The sequence below is a fragment of the Mycobacterium sp. SMC-15 genome, from assembly GCF_045310925.1.
GTDB lineage: Bacteria > Actinomycetota > Actinomycetes > Mycobacteriales > Mycobacteriaceae > Mycobacterium.
In genome coordinates this window covers 636,009-655,890 of sequence record NZ_JBJIAJ010000001.1, presented here as the reverse complement: position 1 = coordinate 655,890, position 19,882 = coordinate 636,009, and the positions used below count along the sequence as shown (strand labels likewise).

At 68.8% G+C, this 19,882-nt stretch carries 20 protein-coding genes; 12 read left to right on the top strand and 8 right to left on the bottom strand.

Going from position 1 to position 19,882, the window contains the following annotated elements; translation table 11 throughout:
* Positions 1 to 108: 108 nt before the first annotated feature.
* Together ACJH71_RS03125 and ACJH71_RS03120 are read left to right on the top strand one after the other, a co-directional pair.
* Complete coding sequence (locus tag ACJH71_RS03125) at positions 109 to 645, top strand: hypothetical protein (RefSeq protein WP_406756548.1); 537 nt, start codon at positions 109 to 111, stop codon at positions 643 to 645.
* A gap of 44 nt (positions 646 to 689) precedes the next feature.
* The gene (locus ACJH71_RS03120) at positions 690 to 1,805 is read left to right on the top strand and encodes an alkaline phosphatase family protein (RefSeq protein WP_406756547.1); all 1,116 of its coding nucleotides are present in this window, start codon (positions 690 to 692) and stop codon (positions 1,803 to 1,805) included.
* Between the two features lie 66 nt (positions 1,806 to 1,871).
* Here ACJH71_RS03120 and ACJH71_RS03115 read toward each other — a convergent pair whose 3' ends face one another.
* Positions 1,872 to 3,368, bottom strand: coding sequence for a potassium/proton antiporter (locus ACJH71_RS03115; protein WP_406756546.1), 1,497 nt, complete (start codon positions 3,366 to 3,368; stop codon positions 1,872 to 1,874).
* A 156-nt stretch (positions 3,369 to 3,524) separates the two neighbouring features.
* On the opposite strand from ACJH71_RS03115, the gene ACJH71_RS03110 reads away from it, so the two are divergent.
* Together ACJH71_RS03110 and ACJH71_RS03105 are read left to right on the top strand one after the other, a co-directional pair.
* Positions 3,525 to 4,205, top strand: a complete 681-nt coding sequence (locus ACJH71_RS03110) for a potassium channel family protein (RefSeq protein ID WP_406756545.1) — start codon at positions 3,525 to 3,527, stop codon at positions 4,203 to 4,205.
* A gap of 25 nt (positions 4,206 to 4,230) precedes the next feature.
* Positions 4,231 to 5,145: an SAM-dependent methyltransferase gene (locus tag ACJH71_RS03105; protein ID WP_406756544.1), complete on the top strand. Its 915-nt coding sequence runs from the start codon at positions 4,231 to 4,233 to the stop codon at positions 5,143 to 5,145.
* Positions 5,146 to 5,155: 10 nt separating this feature from the next.
* On the opposite strand, the gene ACJH71_RS03100 is transcribed toward ACJH71_RS03105, so the two are convergent.
* Positions 5,156 to 5,551, bottom strand: coding sequence for a heme-binding protein (locus ACJH71_RS03100; protein ID WP_406756543.1), 396 nt, complete (start codon positions 5,549 to 5,551; stop codon positions 5,156 to 5,158).
* A 219-nt stretch (positions 5,552 to 5,770) separates the two neighbouring features.
* The gene (locus tag ACJH71_RS03095) at positions 5,771 to 6,526 is read right to left on the bottom strand and encodes an MBL fold metallo-hydrolase (protein WP_406756542.1); all 756 of its coding nucleotides are present in this window, start codon (positions 6,524 to 6,526) and stop codon (positions 5,771 to 5,773) included.
* Between the two features lie 43 nt (positions 6,527 to 6,569).
* Here ACJH71_RS03095 and fgd point away from each other — a divergent pair, with 43 nt between their 5' ends.
* Positions 6,570 to 7,604 carry a glucose-6-phosphate dehydrogenase (coenzyme-F420) gene (fgd, locus tag ACJH71_RS03090; RefSeq protein ID WP_406756541.1) on the top strand — a complete coding sequence of 345 codons (1,035 nt, stop codon included), beginning with the start codon at positions 6,570 to 6,572 and terminating at the stop codon, positions 7,602 to 7,604.
* Here fgd and ACJH71_RS03085 read toward each other — a convergent pair.
* The 4 genes from ACJH71_RS03085 to glnX are packed head-to-tail and all read right to left on the bottom strand — an operon-like array spanning position 7,595 to position 12,634.
* Positions 7,595 to 8,029: a cupin domain-containing protein gene (locus ACJH71_RS03085; protein WP_406756540.1), complete on the bottom strand. Its 435-nt coding sequence runs from the start codon at positions 8,027 to 8,029 to the stop codon at positions 7,595 to 7,597. The genes fgd and ACJH71_RS03085 overlap by 10 nt on opposite strands.
* 5 nt (positions 8,030 to 8,034) lie before the next feature.
* Positions 8,035 to 10,332: a serine/threonine-protein kinase PknG gene (locus tag ACJH71_RS03080; protein WP_406756588.1), complete on the bottom strand. Its 2,298-nt coding sequence runs from the start codon at positions 10,330 to 10,332 to the stop codon at positions 8,035 to 8,037.
* Positions 10,332 to 11,318, bottom strand: a complete 987-nt coding sequence (locus ACJH71_RS03075; RefSeq protein ID WP_406756539.1) for a glutamate ABC transporter substrate-binding protein — start codon at positions 11,316 to 11,318, stop codon at positions 10,332 to 10,334. Before ACJH71_RS03075 ends, ACJH71_RS03080 begins: the two co-directional genes overlap by 1 nt.
* Positions 11,315 to 12,634: a protein kinase G-activating protein GlnX gene (gene glnX / locus ACJH71_RS03070; RefSeq protein WP_406756538.1), complete on the bottom strand. Its 1,320-nt coding sequence runs from the start codon at positions 12,632 to 12,634 to the stop codon at positions 11,315 to 11,317. Before glnX ends, ACJH71_RS03075 begins: the two co-directional genes overlap by 4 nt.
* A 167-nt stretch (positions 12,635 to 12,801) precedes the next feature.
* On the opposite strand from glnX, the gene ACJH71_RS03065 reads away from it, so the two are divergent.
* Positions 12,802 to 13,263 (top strand): NUDIX hydrolase, encoded by a 462-nt coding sequence (locus tag ACJH71_RS03065; protein WP_406756537.1) that lies wholly within the window; start codon positions 12,802 to 12,804, stop codon positions 13,261 to 13,263.
* A 67-nt stretch (positions 13,264 to 13,330) separates the two neighbouring features.
* On the opposite strand, the gene thiE is transcribed toward ACJH71_RS03065, so the two are convergent.
* A complete protein-coding gene (gene thiE / locus ACJH71_RS03060) occupies positions 13,331 to 14,014 on the bottom strand; it encodes a thiamine phosphate synthase (RefSeq protein ID WP_406756536.1) in 684 nt (227 codons plus the stop codon).
* 61 nt (positions 14,015 to 14,075) lie between these two features.
* Here thiE and thiO point away from each other — a divergent pair, with 61 nt between their 5' ends.
* From thiO to ACJH71_RS03030, 6 genes are all read left to right on the top strand, one after another.
* Positions 14,076 to 15,092, top strand: a complete 1,017-nt coding sequence (thiO, locus tag ACJH71_RS03055; RefSeq protein ID WP_406756535.1) for a glycine oxidase ThiO — start codon at positions 14,076 to 14,078, stop codon at positions 15,090 to 15,092.
* A complete protein-coding gene (gene thiS, locus ACJH71_RS03050; RefSeq protein ID WP_046286680.1) occupies positions 15,089 to 15,286 on the top strand; it encodes a sulfur carrier protein ThiS in 198 nt (65 codons plus the stop codon). Before thiO ends, thiS begins: the two co-directional genes overlap by 4 nt.
* On the top strand, positions 15,279 to 16,040 hold the full coding sequence (locus tag ACJH71_RS03045; RefSeq protein WP_406756534.1) for a thiazole synthase: 762 nt from the start codon (positions 15,279 to 15,281) through the stop codon (positions 16,038 to 16,040). Before thiS ends, ACJH71_RS03045 begins: the two co-directional genes overlap by 8 nt.
* Before the next feature lie 79 nt (positions 16,041 to 16,119).
* The gene (locus tag ACJH71_RS03040) at positions 16,120 to 16,878 is read left to right on the top strand and encodes an SGNH/GDSL hydrolase family protein (RefSeq protein WP_406756533.1); all 759 of its coding nucleotides are present in this window, start codon (positions 16,120 to 16,122) and stop codon (positions 16,876 to 16,878) included.
* Positions 16,879 to 16,914: 36 nt separating this feature from the next.
* Positions 16,915 to 18,414, top strand: a complete 1,500-nt coding sequence (locus ACJH71_RS03035; protein WP_406756532.1) for a M28 family metallopeptidase — start codon at positions 16,915 to 16,917, stop codon at positions 18,412 to 18,414.
* Positions 18,411 to 19,868, top strand: coding sequence for a M28 family peptidase (locus ACJH71_RS03030; protein WP_406756531.1), 1,458 nt, complete (start codon positions 18,411 to 18,413; stop codon positions 19,866 to 19,868). The genes ACJH71_RS03035 and ACJH71_RS03030 overlap by 4 nt, the downstream gene beginning before the upstream one ends.
* Positions 19,869 to 19,882: the final 14 nt, after the last annotated feature.

The window sequence follows — 19,882 nt, the reverse complement described above, 5'->3', positions numbered from 1 at the left end:
GGCAGGAGACCTTCACCCATCAACGACTCTTACAGCGTGTCGTCACACTTTCTCAACCAACCTGCCTGGGCAGTACACCTAGGCCGAGGGCGGCGGGCGGTTGCCCGCGTGACGGCGACGATTGTGTCCGCGGGATTCTGCTTGCTGGTCGCACCGGCGGCGCACGCCGACCTCGACGACTTGCTCGACACGCTGATCGGTGCGGCCAGCGCCGGTCCCGACCCGGTCGATGTTGCCGACATTCCCGCGGGCTCGCTGGATCTGGACGCCTCCGGCGTCCTTCAGGACCCGCTGGCACAGCTCGATCAGGTGTTGCACGACGCGCCAGGGCAGTTCAGTCCAGAACCGGCGACCGCGGGTTCGCCCGCCGAGGTCAATCCGGGCGCGCCCTCCGACACCGATTCGGGAGCCCCGGGCGAGACCACCCCGACCCCCGCGGACGGCGAGCACCACTCCGAGAACTCCAACAATTCCAATGGCTTCCCGAAGTTCAGCATGCCCAGCGGCGGCAACGGTGGCGGTGGCTCCGGCGGTAGCGGTAACGGCTCCGGTGCCCCAGGCGGCAATAACAACAAGGTCAAGTCGAACACCAGCGCCGCCAAACCCGGCGCCGATCTGCCGAGAGAGGGCGAAGGCGCTAACTAGCGCCTCGGCGGCAACGCTGCGCCGATGGATGGCAGGCTGAACCGGTGCCCGGTTCGATCTGCGAAATCCTGCCGTCTTCGGCCGCGCTGCTAGGAGTTCCGGGCGCGATCGACACGCTCGGTCTGCGCGAGCGCGTCGGTGACGTGCAGCGGGTGGCGGTGGTGTTGGTCGACGGGCTGGGCTATCACCTGTTGCCGCAACTGACCCAGGACGCACCCCTGCTGGCGTCGGTGCTGGCCGGTACCACCGGTCACCTGAGCGAACTGTCCTGCACGTTCCCCTCCACCACGCCGACCAGCCTGGTCTCGCTGGGCACCGGCGTAGCGCCGGGCGAGCATGGCGTGCTGGGTTTCACCGTCAATGTGCCCGGAACCAATCGGGTGCTCACGCACATCTTCTGGGGTGACGAGCCGCCGCCGGCGCGCTGGCAGCCGGTGCCCACCTGGTTCGAGCGGCTGCACGACGCGGGCGTGGCTGCCCGTGCCGTGCTGCCGGAGATGTTCATCGGCAGCGGGCTGACCGAGTCCGCCTACCGAGGCGCGGAATTCTGCCCAGTGGCAAAGGGGGAGCCCTACGCCCAGCGGGTCGTCGCGGCGCTGGCCTCGCCGGGCCTGGTCTACGGCTACACCGCGGCACTCGACCACGCCGCGCATGTGTCGGGGATCGGCTCACCGCACTGGCACGCCGCGGCCGCCAAGGTCGATGCGCTGCTGCGTCATCTCCTCGAGGAACTGCCCCGCGACGCGGCGCTGCTGGTCACGGCGGACCACGGTGGGCTCAACGTGCCCGAGGAGTCCCGGATCGACCTCGACGCGGATCCGGTGCTGCGCGCCGGAATTCGGGTGGTCGCCGGCGAGCCGCGGGTGCGCTACCTGCACACCGAGCCCGGTGCCACGTCCGACGTGCTGGCGGCCTGGACGGAACGCCTGGCCAAGCGGGCCCTGGTGCAGACCCGCGAGCAGGCCGTTGCCTCCGGGGTGTTCGGACCCGTGCGGGACGGGCATCTGGCACGCATCGGCGACGTCGTGGTGACCTGTACCGGCGACACCGCGATCTTGGCGACCGACCACGAGCCGCCGCAGACGGCGCAACTGGTCGGCTTCCACGGCGGGCTCACCCCGGCCGAGATGGCGATCCCGCTGCTCGCCTTTTCCCGTTGACTCTGCGTCCAGGGCGCAAAAGTGCGAGTAGCCCCCGCCCTCAGCGCAGAGTCAACGCAGGCGGGGTTACTCGTTGTCGCCGTACTCGTCGAACCAGTGGGCCAGTTTGCCGCGCCGGCTGACCGCCCGTAGTCGACGTTCGGCCGACAGGCGGGTCTTGCTGGTGGTGACGATCAGTAGCTCGTCGCCGACGGTGATCCGGGTGTCGGGCTGGGGGACGAAGGTGTCGCCCTTGCGGATGATCAGGGTGATCACGCTCGGGTCGGGCAGCCGCAGTTCCAGCACCGAGACGTTGTGCAGCTTCGACCCCGGCTGCACCGTCATCGTCAGCAGCTCGGCCTCCAAGACGTCCAGCGGCGCCGCCTCGACCTGGATCTCGCGGGTGGCGTCGCGCGGGATCAGCCGCAGCCAGTGCGCGAACAGGCCCAGGCTGGGGCCCTGCACCACGGTGTAGACCACCACCAGGATGAACACGATGTTGAGCAGGCGGTAGCTGTCCGGGACGCCCTCGACGATCGGGAATGTTGCGAGCACGATCGGAACCGCGCCACGCAGTCCCGCCCAGGACAGGAAGATCTGTTCTCGCCAGGGCACTTTGAACCAGATCAGCGACGCCACCACCGACAACGGCCGGCTCAACAGCAGCAACACCGCCCCGATGATCAGCGCGGGGATCAGTTCTCCGGACAACTGACTCGGACTCACCAGCAGGCCCAGCAACACGAACAGTCCGATCTGCGCCAGCCAGCCGAGCCCTTCAGCGAAGGAGCGGATGGCCGCGCGGTGCGGCAGGCCGGAGTTGGCCAGCACCACACCAGACAGGTAGGCGGCGATGAATCCGCTGGAGTGCAACGACGCCGCCGCCGCGAACGCCACCATGGCGAGCCCGAACGTCGCCAGCGGATACAGGCCGGACGCCGGCAAGGCCGCCCGACGCAGCATCATCGCGCCGAGTAGCCCGACGACCAGGCCGATCGCCGAGCCCGCTATCAGCTCATAGAACACCCCGCCGATGGCGTGGACCGGGTCGATCACCAACGGCGTGGTGCTCAGCATCAGCACCACGATCGCCGCCGGCGCGTCGTTGAAACCGGACTCCGCCTCCAGCAGGCCGGCCACCCGTCTGGGCAGCGGCAGCACCCGCAGGATGGAGAACACCGCCGCGGCGTCGGTCGGTGAGACGATCGCACCCAGCAGGAACGCCAATTGCCAACTGATGCCCAGCAGCAGGTGCGCGGCCACCGCGATCACCGCCATGCTGACCACGACGCCGACAGTGGCCAGCACGGCCGCCGGCGCCAGCAACCGGCGGATGTTGGCGAACCGGGTCGTCAAACCACCTTCCACCAGGATCACCGCCAACGCGGTGGTGCCCAGGTCACTGGCCAGTTGCACATCGGAGAAATCCAGGCCCAGCCCGTCGTTGCCGATCACCACTCCGACCAGCAGGAACAGCAACAGGCTGGGCAACCCGACTCGATCCGCCGCGCGGGTGGCGATGATGCTGGCCAGCAGGACCAGGCCCCCGATCAACAGAGCCAGGTAGAGCTGTTCCAGGCTCATCTGATCCCCGTTCGGGCTGTTGGTGGCGGTCGGACCCGCCCATGTGATTCGCTCAAAGTCAGCGGGTTCGTGTTATCTGTCAGTAAATCAGTAGCGCTGTCACGACCGTGTTACGCCCGGAGCGGCCGCGGCAGCCCGGGGATGAGGGGAGCCATCATGCGCATCGGGATCGCCGGCGCCGGCGCGGTGGGGCGATCCGTCGCACGAGAACTGATCGGCGACGGCCACCGGGTGCTGCTGATTGAGCGCAACCCGGCGCACTACCAGCCGCAGACCGTCCCGGAAGCCGAGTGGCTGCTGGCCGACGCCTGCGAGCTGAGTGCGCTGCGGGAATGCGGAATCGAGATCTGTGATGTGGTGATCGCTGCCACCGGTGACGACAAGGCCAACCTGGCTACCGCGTTGCTGGCGAAAGCGGAGTTCGGAGTGGCCCGGGTAGTGGCCCGGGTGAACAACGCCCGCAACGAGCCGCTGTTCACCGAAGAGTGGGGTATCGACGTGGCCGTCTCCACCCCGCGGGCGATGGTCGCCGCAGTGGAGGGCGCCATCGATGTCGGCCATCTGGTGCCGTTGATGGGCTTGCGGCGCGGTCAGGCCAGCCTGACGAAACTGACCCTGCCCGACGACAACCCGCTGATCGGGAGGCGGGTCTGCGACATCGTGCTGCCCGAGGGCGCCGCGTTGGTCGCGGTGCAGCGTGGTGACCGGGTGATCCTGCCCCGAGCGACCGAGGAGTTGCAGGCCGGCGACGAAATGCTGTTCGCCGCGGCCAGCGGGATCGATGACGAGGTCCGGGCGGTGGTGCACGGCGCACCGGCCGGCAGAAGGATGCATTGACGCCGTGCCGCCGCGGTGGGGACCCATGAATACGGCGCCGAACGAGCAGGACGACGCCGGGAGCTTGGCCAGCGGTGCCGGTGTCATTGCCACGGTGCTGGCGGCCGCACGGGCCGCGGCCGCGTCGCGTGATCTGATCAGCGACCCGTTCGCGGCGCCGTTGGTGCACAAGGTCGGCCTGGAGTTCTGCATTCGGGTAGCCGACGGGGACCTGGACATCAGCCGGCTCGGCAAAGACGGGGGATTTCCCCGGTTTGCGGAGTTCTCCGCGGCACGAACCCACTTCTTCGACGCGTTCTTCACCGACGCTGCCCGCGGTGGCATCCGCCAGGCGGTGATCCTGGGCTCCGGGCTGGACACCCGCGCCTACCGGCTGTGGTGGCCCGCCGAGACCATCGTCTACGAGGTCGACCACCCCCACGTCGTCGACTTCAAGACCACCACGATGCGAGCCTGGGATGCCACGCCGAGCGTCAACCGGCGCGCGGTCGGTGTCGACCTACGCGGCGATTGGCCGGCGGCCTTGCGGCGGGTGGGTTTTGACGCCGCCGCGCCCACCGTGTGGGTCATCGAGGGGCTGCTGGTCTGGTACGTCCCCTCGGACGCACAGAATCGTCTGCTCGACGGGGTTACCCAGCTCAGCGCCCCGGGCAGCCGGCTCGCCGCCGATCACGCGGTGCCGCCGAGCCGGCCGCAGGCTGTGCACCACGAATCGCTCGTCGAGCGGTGGCGCCGACGCGGTCTGAGCCTGACCGGGCCCGGACCGTTCTATTCCGGAGAGCACACCGATGTCGTTCGGCATCTCACCGAAAGCGGCTGGACCACAACCCAATCCGGTATTGCCGACCTGTTCGCGGCGGCCCGGCTGCCCCGGCTTTCCGATCCTGAACTCGACGGGGCGCCGGCGGCTATCCGCTACGTTGCGGCCACCCGGATCTGACCGGCCGGCCTCAGCCCGCCATGAATTCGGCGTAGGCAGAAGCCAACTCGGGCGGAAGTCCGGTGGTTTGGCATTGCCGTTGGGTCTCACCGATAGGCGCCAGGATTCCGCGCAGTTCGTAGTACTCCTGGGGGTGGGCAGTGAAGTAGCTGCGCACGTCGGCTGCGGCCTGCGGCCGCGGGGAGCTGATGGCCTGATTCACCACCGCGTTGGCGCCGGGGTGAGCGGCCAAGTATTGCTGGGCTGAACCGGTAACGGAGTTCACCGTGCCGGACACCCCGGCCGGACTGCAGTCCGGTGCCGCCGACGCCGACGGCGCGATGACCAGGGTGGCGGCAGTAGCGCCCAGGAGTCCGGCGCCGAGGCCGAGTCGGCGAATCATGGTGAAGCCATGGGCTTTCGACATGGTGGTTTTCCTTCCGGGTTGTGAATGCAATTCCCGTCCGGAGCCCAAGGTACGCGCGGCCGGAGTGCACGCCATGTGTCCTGGGGCACAGCCATCGACCCTCGCGGCCACCGCTTCTGTACTTGCCGAACCTTTTGGCGGCAATCACTCCACAAGTGCGGAGCGATTTATTAAGACCCGCTCTTAATCGCCAGGATCAGCGCTTATCCGATCGTGACCTTAATGTTTGCTGGCACGGTCGATTGCGGCCTCGGCGGCTTCCTTGATCGGCCCATGCCAGACATCGCCGTGGCCGGGTGCCAAGACCTCGGTCTCCAGCAGAGCCAGGGCGCTGAGGCTGCGTAGGCAGTCTTGCTGGCTGTGGCTGAACAGCGCCGGCAGCAGTTGCGGTCCGTTGTGGGCCAACACCGGGTGGCCGGTGATCAGCGCGTCTCCGCTGGCCAGAACGCCATCGACCAGATAAGAGCAGTGCCCGCGGGTGTGGCCCGGGGTGGGGATGGCGACGGGCTGCCCGGGCAGTCCGGCGGCGATCTCGCCGGTCAGCGGCTGCGCGGACGGGATGCCCTCACGGTTCAGGCCGCCGCTACGCACCACGTGCGCGCTCCACAGCGCCCAGCTCGGCCGCCACAGGCGCGGAGCCAGCGCCAGCGGTGAAACCTGCTCCAGGTACTCGCGTTTGGCGTGGCCGACCTCGTCGGCGTGGCAGTACACCGGGGTGCCGTGCGTCTTGGCGAGCCAGATCGCCGCACCGAAATGGTCGACGTGGGCATGGGTGAGCAACACCGCTCGCACGTCGGCCGGGTGGTAGCCGAGGGCGCCCAGCGACGCCAACACGTCGGTGCGATCACCGGGGTAGCCGGCGTCGATCAACATGACGCCGGTGTCATCGGTGACTAGCAGCCAGTTGACGGCTTCGCCGCGGGCCAAGTACACCCGCTCGGTCACCGGAACGAGTTCGACGAGCTTCTCACCCATGCCCGTGAGTTTAGAAAGGCAGCGGGAGAGTAGAAAAGGTGGAATGGCGGAACTAAAACTCGGGTACAAGGCATCGGCAGAGCAGTTCGGGCCGCGGGAACTGGTGGAACTCGGCGTAGCCGCCGAAGCGCATGGCATGGACAGCGCCACCGTCAGCGACCACTTCCAACCGTGGCGCCACGAAGGCGGGCACGCCCCGTTCTCGCTGGCCTGGATGACCGCGGTCGGCGAGCGTACGAGCAAGATCCAGCTCGGCACCTCCGTGCTGACCCCGACGTTCCGGTACAACCCGGCCGTCATCGCGCAGGCTTTCGCGACGATGAGCTGCCTGTACCCGCAGCGGATCTTCCTGGGCGTCGGCACCGGAGAGGCCCTGAACGAGATCGCCACCGGCTTCACCGGCGAGTGGCCCGAGTTCAAGGAGCGGTTCGGGCGCCTGCGCGAGTCGGTGCGCCTGATGCGCGAACTCTGGCGTGGTGACCGGGTGGACTTTGACGGCGACTACTACAAGCTCAAGGGGGCCTCGATCTACGACGTCCCGGAGTCGGGCGTACCGGTCTACATCGCGGCCGGCGGGCCGGCGGTGGCGAAGTATGCGGGGCGCGTGGGTGACGGCTTCATCTGCACCTCCGGCAAGGGCGAGGAGCTCTACACCGAAAAGCTGATGCCGGCCGTGTTGGAAGGCGCGGCCATCGCGGAGCGCGACGCCGACACGATCGACAAGATGATCGAGATCAAGATCTCCTACGACCCCGATCCTGACTTGGCGTTGAACAACACCCGTTTCTGGGCGCCGCTGTCACTGAGTGCCGAGCAGAAGCACTCCATCGACGACCCGATCGAGATGGAGAAAGCGGCCGACGCGCTACCGATCGAGCAGATCGCCAAGCGCTGGATCGTCGCCTCAGACCCGGATGAGGCTGTTGAGAAGGTCGGCGATTACGTGAAGTGGGGCCTGAACCACCTGGTGTTTCACGCTCCCGGTCACGACCAGCGGCGCTTCCTGGAGCTGTTCAAGACCGACTTGGAGCCGCGGCTGCGCCGGCTGGGCGCAGGCTCAGGGGCCGGTCAGGCGTAACCGCAGCCGGGGTCGGGCGCATCCTCGACAAGGGTGGCGCCGAGCGGTAGCAGGTACACCGCTTGCAGCACTACCGGAGTCGATCCCAGGTTGCGACCGATGTGGACATGCTCGGGGCCGCCGGGTTCGATCATCTGAGCACCCGGTCCGTAGCTGCCGTCGAGGCTGCAGTCCGCGAGATTGTGGGTCAAGGTGCCTTGGCGGACGACGCCGAACACCGTGCCCGGGTGCCAATGCCAACCGGTGCTGCCGCCGGGCTCGATGGTGATCTCGCGCAGGACGTAGTCGCGGCCATCGACCGTGGTCTGCGACAGGGTCACCCCGTTGATCCGGTCGCTCGGCGTCGCGGTGGCCGACGGCGCCGCGGCGACCGCCAAGGCCACCGAGAGCGCGCAAGCTCCCCGACGCCAGCTGTGCACGGCCATCGGATCTAGAACGTGCTCATCGGGCGCACCGCATTGGCCGTGTCGACCAGCCGGTAGCGATGCTCCTGGGTGGGCGCCAGCCGGGCCAGGGCGCGCAGCGCCATCTCCACACCGAGTCGCAGCCCGTGCTCGGTGAACGGGAAGCCCAGGATGTGGTTCGTGCTGGCCTCGTGCTCGGTCAGCCAGTCCATCGCGGCGCCCAGGACCAGCGCCCTGATCTGCAGTACCCGCGGCTCGGTGTCCGGCAGCGCCTCCACCCGGCGTGCGGCATCACGGATCTGGGCCTCGCTGATCTCGCTGGATGAACGCCCCGACAGCAACGTCACCGCACTGGTCAACCGCGCGGTGGTGAAATGCCTTGAGGTGGCGGGCACTTCGTCAAGGGTGCGAACCGCTGCCGTCCGGTCAGCTTCTACCGAGAGGGCGCGGGCCAGACCAAAGGCGGCCGAGATGACGCTGTCGTCGGTGCGCCACACCGATTCGTAGAAGCCGCGCTCGTCTTCGGTTCCGGCCAGTTCGGCGGTGGCGGCCAGGGCCATCTTCGGTGCCAGCTCGCCGGGGAACATGTCGAGGACCTCGGTGAAATCCTTACGGGCAGCCTCGTAGTCGCCGGTGAGCAGCTCGGCTACCCCCCGGAACCAGACCAGCCGCCATCGCCAACCCACCTGCTCGGCCAGTTCGTCGAGCTTGCTGGTGGCCTTGGTGACGTTGCCGAGGTCGAGCAGTGCACGCACCTCCATCAACGGCAGCCCGATGGACTCCGACAAATCGATGCCGTCGGATTCCAGCGAGCTGTTCCGCACCGCCCGCAGCGAATCCAGCGTCTGCACCGGCTCGCTGAGCTCCATCGACGACAACAGCGGGGCGGCAACGTCACCCGGGTCGATCAGCGGTACCTGCAAGGCGGTCACGATCTCACGGGCCGTCAGGTTCTGGGAGTGCACATGCCCGTCGAGGTAGACGTCGGTGTGCGCGACCAGCAGGTGCTCACCGAAGGTGGACCGCGAACGGGTGAACACCGTCGACAACCCGGGCCGTGGTGTACCGGTGTCGCGCGCGACCACTTCGCGCAGCACGCCCATCAGCTGCGCGGACATCTCCTCGGCGGAGGTGAAGCGCCGGCGCGGGTCGGGATCGATGGCCCGGCGCAGCAGCCGGCGGTAGGAGTCGTACTTCTTGAGCACCGGGTCGTCGTCGGGCAGTCCCTCGACGTAGCGCCCGTCACGAGTGCGGAGCTTCAGCGTGAGCGCGGCCAGGGTCCGGCCCACGGTGTAGATGTCGGTGGCGACGGTGGGTCCGGTGCGAACGATGTCGGGCGCCTGAAAGCCCGGGGTGCCGTAGAGGTAGCCGAATGAGTTGATGCGGGCCACCGCGCCGAGGTCGATCAGCTTCAGCTGCTCTTCGGTGAGCACGATGTTCTCCGGCTTGAGGTCGTTGTAGACCAGCCCCAGAGAGTGCAGATAGCCCAGTGCGGGAAGGATTTCCAGCATGTAGGCGATGGCTTGAGCCACTGGCAGCCGGGTGCCGCGGCGTTGTTTGAGCGACTGGCCGCCGACGTACTCCATGACGATGTAGCCGACCGGGTCGCCGTGGGAGTCCGGGTGCTGGACGAAGTTGAAGATCTTGACGATCGACGGGTGGGTCACCTCGGCGAGGAACTGCCGCTCGGCCATCGCGATGGCCTGCGCCTCGGCGTCGCCGGAATGCACCAGGCCTTTGAGCACGACCGGGCGCTCATTGACGTTGTGGTCGACCGCCAGGTACACCCATCCCAGGCCGCCGTGCGCCACGCAGCCCTTGATCTCGTACTGCCCAGCGACCATGTCGCCCGGCTTCAGCTGCGGCAGAAAAGAATACGGACTTCCGCAGTGCGGGCACCAGCCTTCGGACGCGCCCTTCGCCTCTCCGGTGGACCGGCCCACCGGCCGTCCGCAGTTCCAACAGAACCGCTTGGACTCGGCGACCTCCGGATTTTCCATGAGCGCGGCGAGGGGGTCGATCGGGGGGACCCGAGGGATCTCCACCAGGCCACCGCCCAAACGCCGTCGCGGAGCGACGGTGCGCACCACCGTCGTGTCGTGGGATTCGGCCGAGCCCGTGGAGTGCGAACCCTCCCGGGGACGGAAGATCGCTTGGGTCGACATCGGCCGGCGTACCGACGACGATTCGGCCAGCACGTCGGCCCGCTGGGTGGCCGGGCCGTCGTCTTCCAGCTCGGCTGCGGCCTGGTCCGGTGCGTCGTCGTCGTGCTCGCTGCGCCGCTCCTCAGCGTCGCTGCGCTCCTCATCGTCGCGGCGCGCCATCAGTCCGAGTACCTCGGTGTCGGAGGCACCGGCGCCGGCCCCAGCACCGTCAACCACTTGCGGTACAAGGTGTTCCACGTGCCGTCGCGGCGGATGCGCTCCAGGGTTCCGTTGACGAAACGCACCAGCCCGGTGTTGTTCAGGTTGATTCCGATGCCGTAGGGCTCTTCGTCCATGCTCGGTCCGACGATGTGCAGATACGGGTCTTGGGCCATCAGGCCGGCCAAGATCGAGTCGTCGGTGCTGACGGCGTCGACCTGACGCTGTTGCAGCGCCACCAGGCAGTCGGCCCAGTTCACCACCGAAACGATGATCGGGGCCGGTGTGATGTTGCGGATCCGCCGCAGCGAGGTGGTGCCCTGCGCGACACAGACCCGTTTGCCGGAGAGGTCCGCGGCCTGGCGGATCGCGGAGTCGCGCGGCACCAGCAGACGCTGGTTGGCCACCAGATACACCGTCGAGAAGTTCACCAGCTCACGTCGGCCGCAGGTGATGCTCATGGTCTTGACCACGATATCGACTTCGGACTTCTGCAGGGCCGCGATCCGTTCGGCCGACGCCAGGATTCGGTATTCGACCTGCGAAGGGGTGCCGAAGATGTCGCGGGCCACCTCCCCGGCGATGTCGACGTCGAAACCGGTGATCTCACCGGTGATCGGGTCGCGGAAGCTGAACAGGTTGCTGCCGATGTCCAGGCCCACGATCAGCCGGCCGCGGTGGCGGATCTTGGCCACCGCGGCGTCCGCTTCGGCCTTGTTGTGGAACGGGCGCAGGCTGGCGGTGGCGTCGCAGTCCTCGGTACGCGGGTCGGGAGGGCGCGGCGCCTCGGGCGCCAGCTCCTCCATGCCGGCCGGAGTGGGCGGCGGCAGCGTCGGCATCGCGGTCGCCGACACGAACTCGGTGCGACCGCATCCGGTCAGGCCGGACAGCACCAATGCCGCACTCAGTGCGCACAGCAGCAGCCGGGGCCGACGGCGTTTCATCATCTGTACTCGTTCAGTCGAGGCCACAACCCGAGCGCGACCGCGATCGCGGCACCCATGCTGAGTACCGCGCCCCCCACCGGGGCCACCGACAGTACCCGGCGGGCGTTGAGGACATCGCCGCGCAGCTGATTGCGACTGTGCTGCAGCGCCTTATCCAGGGCCGCGTCGAGCTGGTCGAACGCCGGCGTCGAGTCATCACCGCTGCCGCCCAGCGCTACCTGGGTGGCGGCCCGGTAGTTGCCGACGCTGATGTAGGCGTTCATCCGGTCATTGGCCTGCCGCCACCGAGCCAGCAGCTGCCCGGCGTTGGCCAGGTCGGCCTTGTCCACGGCGTCGCCGCGGTCCAGATAACCCTCCAGCTGCTCCTGCATCATGTCGAGGCGCTGGTAGAAGGTCTGTTTGCGGGTCTCTTCGTCGCCGCGCCGGATCAGTGACAGGGTCTCGTCGGCACGCGCCTGCTGCGCGGTGATCGCCAGGTTGGTGATCGCCTTGAGCGACTCGGCGCCGGTGTCCTTGGCGTTGCGACTGCCCGCGGTGGAGATCACCAGCACCGTTCCGACCCAGATGATCATCAGCAGGATCGCCAGGCCGCCGGCGACCAGGCCGGGATTGATGCGCCGCCGGGTGTGCCGGGCCAGCCAGCGGTGTGCGAACGCGCCGAACAGCACGGTGGTCGCCACCACCAGGATCACCGGGGCCGGCACCCGCGTCGACGCTGTGGTCTGAAGGTCCACGGTCGCCGAAGTGGCCTGGTAGAGGCGCTGAGCGTCGGGAAGGATGGTGTGTTGCATCAGCTCGGAGGCTTCCGACAGGTACGACGAGCCGACCGGATCGCCCGAGCGGTTGTTGGTGCGGGCGGTCTCGATCAGCCCGGTGTAGACGGCCAGCTGCGCATTGATGCGCCCCAGCAGCTGCAACAGGGGCTCGTCGTCCAGACCGCCGGAGGCCCTGGTCACCGCCACCGCGGCGGCGGTGATGGCCTGTTCGTAGCGTTCCCGCACCGCACGCGGTTCGCCCTGAGCGATGAACGCGGTGGCAGCTGCGGCGTCGGCGACCGACAGCGTGGTGTACAGCTGCCCGGCGGCATACGCCAACGGCTCGGTGTGGTCGAGAACCGTGGTCAGGGTGTTCTGTCGGTTGTTGATCGCGCTGGCGGTGGCGAAGGCGCTGATGCCGCCGAGGGCGGCGAGGATGAGTCCGATGGCGAGAATGCGTCCGGGGGTGGTGGTGAAGAACCACCAGCGGGGTCGGGCCGGTTCGGTCGGCGACCGTAACCCCGCCGGCTCGGTTGACGGGTGCGCCAACTCAACGGTCACGTCTGTTCAGACTCCATCCCTGTGCGGCTGCTCGCGGCACCAACGATAATAAAGGGATTCTAAGAGCGAGGGCGGTGTCTGCGCGTCCTGTCGACGCGGTTGTTGTCGAAAACGTCGCGCGATCTCACCAGAACCGAGACCTTGCCCGCCCCGATACGCTTCCAAGCGTGCGTGGTGACGGCGATGGGTGGGCGTTTTCCGATACTGGCGTCCGCTTCTGGGGTCGGCACGGTGCGGCAGGCCTGCTGCTGCGGGCGCCCCGCCCCGATGGCTCCCGCACCGTACTGCTGCAGCATCGCGCCTGGTGGAGTCACCAGGGTGGCACTTGGGCACTGCCCGGCGGCGCCCGCGACAGTCATGAGACCGTGGAAGAGGCCGCCATCCGCGAGGCGCAGGAGGAGGCCGGCCTGCCCGCCGATCGGATCGTGGTGCGCGCGGCCGTGGTGACCGCGTCGGCCAGCGGCACCACCTGGACCTACACCACCGTGGTCGCCGACGCCGACGAACTGCTGCCGGTGGTGCCCAACGGGGAGAGCACCGAACTGCGGTGGGTCGACGAACACGAGGTCGCCGGGCTGCCGCTGCACCCGGGGTTCGCCGCCAGCTGGGAGCTGCTGCGCGGCGTGTGACGTCGGCAATGACGCTCCGACTCGGCGAACGTGTACTCAGCGCGAAAAATACTGGGAAATCTCGTGCTCAGTGCACGCTCGGCGCGAGCCCGGTCCGCAGCGCCGCCGCAGCAGCCCGCGGATCCTCGGCGGCGGTGATCGCCCGCACCACCACCAGCCGGTCTGCGCCGGCGGCCAGCACCTGCGGCAACCGCTCGAGGTCGATGCCGCCGATGGCGAACCGCGGCTTGGCGGGTTGCTGGTCGGCGGCGAACCGCACCAGCTCCAGGCCCGGTGCAGACCGGCCCGGTTTGGTCGGGGTGGGCCAGCACGGCCCGGTGCAGAAGTAGTCGACCGGTTCGGCCAGGGCCGCGGCGACCTGATCGCGGTCGTGGGTCGAGCGGCCGATCAGCACCTCGGGCCCGATGACCTCTCGCGCCGCCGGCAGCGGCAGGTCGTCCTGGCCCAGGTGCAGCACGTCGGCGCCTGCGGCGCGGGCAATGTCGGCGCGGTCGTTGACCGCCAGCAGTGCCCCGTGCCGGCGCGCGGCCTCGGCCAGGATCTCCAGCGCCGCCAATTCGCCGAGCGCCTCCAACGGCCCGAACCGCTGCTCGCCCGGCGAACCCTTGTCGCGCAGCTGGATGATGTCGACGCCACCGGCCAGGGCGGCGTCGGCGAACTCGGCCAGGTCACCGCGTTCCCGGCGGGCATCGGTGCACAGGTAGAGCCGGGCATCAGCGAGTCGGGCGAGACGGTCGGAGCGTTTGTGCACACCGCGACGCTAGCGGCTAGCTTGGTGTGTTGACACGCGAGCAGGTGGAAGGGAGCAGCACATGCCCGGACCCTCGCTCGGTTCGCTGGCCGTCATCGGCGGCGGCGTCATCGGACTGTCGGTGGCTCGGCAGGCCGCCCGGGCCGGGTGGACGGTGCGCGTGCACCGCACCACCGAGCACGGTGCCTCCTGGGTGGCCGGCGGCATGTTGGCCCCGCACAGTGAGGGCTGGCCGGGCGAGGATCAGCACTTGCGGCTGGGGTTGCGCTCGCTGGAGTTGTGGCACGACTTCCTCGACGGGCTGCCGGCCCACCTTGTCACCGCACGCGAATCGCTGGTGGTGGCCGCCGACCGGGCCGACGTCGCCGACCTGCGCACCGTCGCCGACTGGCTCTCCGCCCAAGGCCATCCGGTGATCTGGGAGTCCGCCGCCCGCGATGTCGAACCTCTGCTGGCCGGCGGTATTCGGCATGGTTTCCGGGCACCCACCGAACTGGCCGTCGACAACCGCGCGGTGGTCAGCGCGCTGGTCGACGCGTGCGAGGAACTCGGCGTGAGTTGGGCTCCGCCGGTGCGCGATCTCGCCGAGGTGGCCGCCGACGACGCCGTCGTGATCGCCAACGGTATCGACGCCCCCGCGCTGTGGCCCGGCTTGGCGATCCGGCCGGTCAAGGGGGAGGTGCTGCGGCTGCGCTGGCGTAAAGGCTGCCTGCCCCCGCCGCAGCGGGTGATCCGGGCCCGGGTGCACGGCCGGGCGGTCTACCTGGTGCCGCGCCCCGATGGCGTGGTGGTCGGGGCCACCCAGTACGAGCACGGCCGCGACACCGCACCGGCGGTCTCCGGGGTGCGTGACCTGCTCGACGACGCCTGCGCGCTGGTTCCGGCGTTGGGGGAGTACGAGCTCGCCGAATGTGCCGCGGGCCTGCGGCCCATGACGCCGGACAATCTACCGCTGGTGCAGCGTCTCGACGAACGGACCTACGTCGCTGCCGGGCATGGCCGCAACGGGTTCCTGTTGGCGCCGTGGACCGCCGAACAGGTTGTGTCCGAACTACTTCCGGTTGGAGTGCAACGATGATCATCAATGTCAACCAGAAGCAGGTAGAAGTGGCCGAGGCGACCACGGTCGCGACACTGCTTGCTTCGATGGGTTATCCCGACCGCGGTATCGCGGTGGCGGTGGACCAAGCGGTGCTACCGAAATCGCGTTGGGCCACTGCGCTGTCCGACGGTGCCTGTCTCGACGTGGTGACGGCGGTGCAAGGTGGTTGATGACGCGAAGCTGACCATCGCCGGGCGAGAGTTCAGCTCCCGGCTCATCATGGGAACCGGTGGGGCGCAAAGCTTGACATCGCTGGAAGAGGCGTTGGTGGCGTCCGGCACCGAGCTGACCACGGTCGCGATGCGCCGCGTCGACGCCGAAGGCGGTACCGGCATGCTGGATCTGCTGAGTCGGCTTGGCATCACGCCGCTGCCCAACACCGCCGGCTGCCGTAGTGCCGCTGAAGCGGTGCTGACGGCCCAGTTGGCGCGTGAGGCGCTCGGTACCGAATGGGTCAAGCTGGAGGTGATCGGCGACGAGCGCACCCTGCTGCCCGACGGCATCGAATTGGTGCGTGCTGCCGAACAATTGGTCGACGACGGGTTTGTGGTGTTGCCCTACACCAATGACGACCCGGTGCTGGCCCGCCGGCTCGAGGACGCCGGATGCGCGGCCGTGATGCCGCTGGGTTCGCCGATCGGCACCGGGCTGGGCATCGCCAACCCGCACAGCATCGAGATGATCGTTGCCGCCGCCGGGGTGCCGGTGGTGCTTGACGCGGGGATCGGCACCGCAAGCGATGCCGCGCTGGCAATGGAACTGGGATGCGATGCGGTGCTGCTGGCCACCGCGGTGACCCGAGCGACCGACCCGCCCGCCATGGCCGCGGCGATGGCCGCCGCCGTCACCGCGGGGTATCTGGCGCGCCGCGCCGGACGTATTCCGAAGCGGTTCTGGGCGCAGGCGTCGAGTCCCGCCCTGTGACGCCCACCGAGTGTGAAAATCGCGACGCTTGGGCGGCGTGTCGCGTCGCCAGATTCACACTCGGCGGAAGCGGCCCAGCGTGAATCGCTATGTCGCCCTCGGAAGTTCGATGGCGGCCGGCCCCGGGATCCGGCCTCGCGCTGCGGGGGCGCCCCCGGCGTCGGGCCGCTCGGCGCGCAACTACCCGCACTTGGTCGCGCAGGCGCTGAACCTCGACCTGGTGGACGTCACGTTCTCCGGCGCCACGACCGCCCATCTGTGCAGCGAACGCCAACATGGTGCGCCGCCGCAGATCGAGGCTCTCGACGGTTCGGAATCCCTGGTGACCATCACCATCGGCGGCAACGACGTCGGCTACGTGCCGCTGTTGATGGCCGCGACCCTGCCGGGGGTCTTTCGGCTGCTGCCTGCCATCGCCGGTCTGCTGGATCCCGGGCAGCGCGAGCAGGCACTGGATGAGGTCGAAGCAGCCCTGCGAGCGGTCGGCGCGGCGGTGCGGGACCGCGCACCGCGCGCTCGGGTGTTCTTCGTCGACTACCTGACCCTGCTGCCGCCGGCCGGGGTCCGGGCCGGGCGGCTGCCGCAGGACGTCGTAACCCTGGCCCGCCACGTCGCCGATCGACTGGAGCGCCACACCGCCGCAGCGGCGGCGGCCACCGGCTGTGAGGTCGTCCGCGCCGGACAGGCCAGCCGAAAGCACCACCCATGGTCGGCGCGGCCCTGGACGGTGGGGGCGGGCGTGCCGCTGCCCTGGCGGCCGTGGCCCTTTCACCCCAACGCCGCGGGGATGGCCGCGGTCGCCGAGTTGCTCGCCGTGCAGGCTGGCGGCCGGGCCTGACTTCACCCGTGCTGCGCACCCACTAACGTGGACGCGGTGGAGTACAAGTCGAAGTTAATCCCTGCCCTCGGCGTTGTGTTGGTCGGTGCGCTGTTCAGCGCCGGCTGCAGCCGCACCCCGGAAAACACCGAGCAGGGAGCGGATCCCGCAGCGGCAGCTGAGTTCGCCAGTAGCCTGCGCGACAAGGTCACCGTCGACGCCATGATGGCCCACCTGCAGAAGCTGCAGGACATCGCCGACGCCAACAACGACACTCGGGCCATCGGCACCCCGGGCTATGACGCCAGCGTCGAGTACGTGGCCAGCACCCTGCGCGATCACGGTTTCGACGTCCAGACCCCCGAGTTCACCGCCCGGGTGTTCAAGTCCGAACCGGGCTCGGTGCACCTCGGCGACAAGACCGTCGAGGCCCGCGCGCTGATGTACAGCCTCGGCACCGCGCCCGAGGGTGTCACCGGTCCGCTGGTCGCGGCGCCGGCCGACGACAGCCCGGGCTGCAGCGCCGAAGACTATGAGGGGCTCACGGTCAAGGACGCCGTCGTGCTGGTCGACCGCGGAACTTGTCCGTTCAAGGAGAAGATGGCCGTCGCCGTGGAGTTGGGTGCGGTGGCGATGGTGGTGGCCGACAGCGTCGACGAACCGAAGATGGGCGGCACCCTGGGCGAGCAGACCGAGGTCAAGGTTCCGGTGGTGAGCGTGACCAAGGCAGACGGCGCGATGCTGCGCGACGGACACGGGGCGATGACGGTCAAGCTGGACGCGCACACCGACGACATCCCGTCGCGCAATGTGATCGCGCAGACCAAGACCGGGTCGACCGAGAACGTGGTGATGCTCGGGGCTCACCTGGACAGCGTTCCGGAGGGTCCGGGCATCAACGACAACGGCTCCGGCGTTGCCGCGGTGCTGGAAACCGCTTTGCAGTTGGGTGATTCGCCGCAGGTGCACAACGCGGTGCGGTTCGGTTTCTGGGGCGCCGAGGAGCTCGGCCTGATCGGCTCGCGGAAGTACGTCGAGTCGCTCGACGTCGAGCAGCTCAAAAACATTGCGCTGTACCTGAACTTCGACATGCTGGGCTCGCCGAATCCGGGCTACTTCACCTACGACGGCGACCAATCGCTGCCGGTGGACAAGCGGGGCCAGCCGGTGGTGCCGGAAGGTTCGGCGGGCATCGAGCGGACGATGGTCGCCTATCTCAAGTCGGCCGGCAAGGAGCCCCAGGACACCTCATTCGACGGACGGTCCGACTACGACGGATTCACCCAGGCCGGTATCCCGTCGGGCGGGCTGTTCTCCGGCGCGGAGGTCAAGAAGTCGCCCGAGGAGGCCAAACTGTGGGGCGGCGCCGCAGATGAGCCGTTCGACCCGAACTATCACCAGAAGGGCGACACCGTCGAGAACATCGACCGCGACGAACTGGCCATCAACGGCGGCGGCGTGCCCTACTCCGTCGGCTTGTATGCCCAGGATCTCAGCGGTCGCAACGGGGTCCCGGTGCGAGACGATCGCACCCGCCACGCCGTCACCCAGCCATGATCCGTCCGGCGGCAGCCCTGCTGGTCGCCGTCGGCGTGCTGGCGGGCTGCGCGCCGGAGCCGGTCTCGCCACCGCTGTCGAATCGGCTGGCCGGTCAGGTCACCGTTGGCGCGATGCTTGCGCACCTGCAGCGCCTGCAGGAGATCGCTGACGCGCACCAGCGGAATCGGGCCGACGGCACACCGGGGTTCGACGCCAGTGCCGACTACGTGGCCAATGCCCTGCGGGACAAAGGCTTCGAGGTGGCGACACCGGAGCTCATCAGGCTGGACACCGTCTCGGCCGGCAAGCCCACGCTGACCGTCGGCGGGATCGGCTACTCGGTCGATCAGGCCTCGCTGCTGGTGCGCACTCCGGCCGGCGGGGTCAGCGGTCCGGTGGTCCGCCCGACGCGCTCGTCGGGCTGCGCGGCGGCCGACTACCCCCCGAAAGTGCCCCGCGGGGGAATCGCCGTGGTCAGCGACGCCGGCTGTTCGGTGGTGGTCAAGCAGAACGTGGCGGCCGAGCATGGCGCCGCCGCACTGGTCGTGGTGAGCCTGCCGAGCCGCAACGGGGCTCCTGCCGGATTGTTCCCGCCCGAGTACTACGACCACCTCACCATGCCGGTGGCGGTGGCCGGGCGCGACGGCGACAGCGCGCTGCGGCGCACCACCGGGAAGGTGCGGCTGGTGCTCGATGCCAACACCGTGAAGATCACTTCCCGCAATGTCGTGGCGCAGACGAAAACAGGCTCTGAGCATGAGGTCGTGATGGTCGGGGCGCACCTGGACGGTGCACCGGGCGGGCCGGGAATCAACGACAACGGCTCTGGGGTGGCCGCGGTGTTGGAGACCGCGCTGCAGCTGGGCCCGGAACCGGCTGTGACCAATGCGGTCCGGTTTGCGTTCTGGGGCGCCGAGGAACAACAGCTCGGCGGTTCCAGCGACTACGTCTTCGGGCTCGACCGCGATCAGCTCAACGACATCGCGCTGTACCTCAATTTCGACATGCTCGCCTCGCCCAATCCTGGCTTCTTCACCTATGACGGAGATCAGTCCGCGCTGCCGAGCCGCGACATCACCCCCGCTGACGTGCCGGTGGGATCGGCCGGAATCGAACGCACCCTTTCCGGCTACCTCAACCTGGTGGGCGTGCGGCCCGCCGATATGCCGCTGAGCAGTGACACCGACTACAGCCCGTTTGTGGTGGCCGGGGTGCCGATCGGGGGCATCACCACCGGTGCCTCTCAACTCAAGACCACCGCACAGGCCCGACTGTGGGGTGGAAAGCCCGGAGCGGCGTTCGACCCGAACTACCACGGCCCCGGCGACACGGTCGAACAGATCAATCAGCACGCATTGGCGCTAACCGGTGCCGCGGTGGCGTTCACAGTGGCAAACTATGCGCAGTCCATCGGCGGTCCCAATGGTGTCCCGGCGCGCGATAAGCGTCATCGGGCTCCGCTGGGGCCGTAGTCCCGCATTGGGCG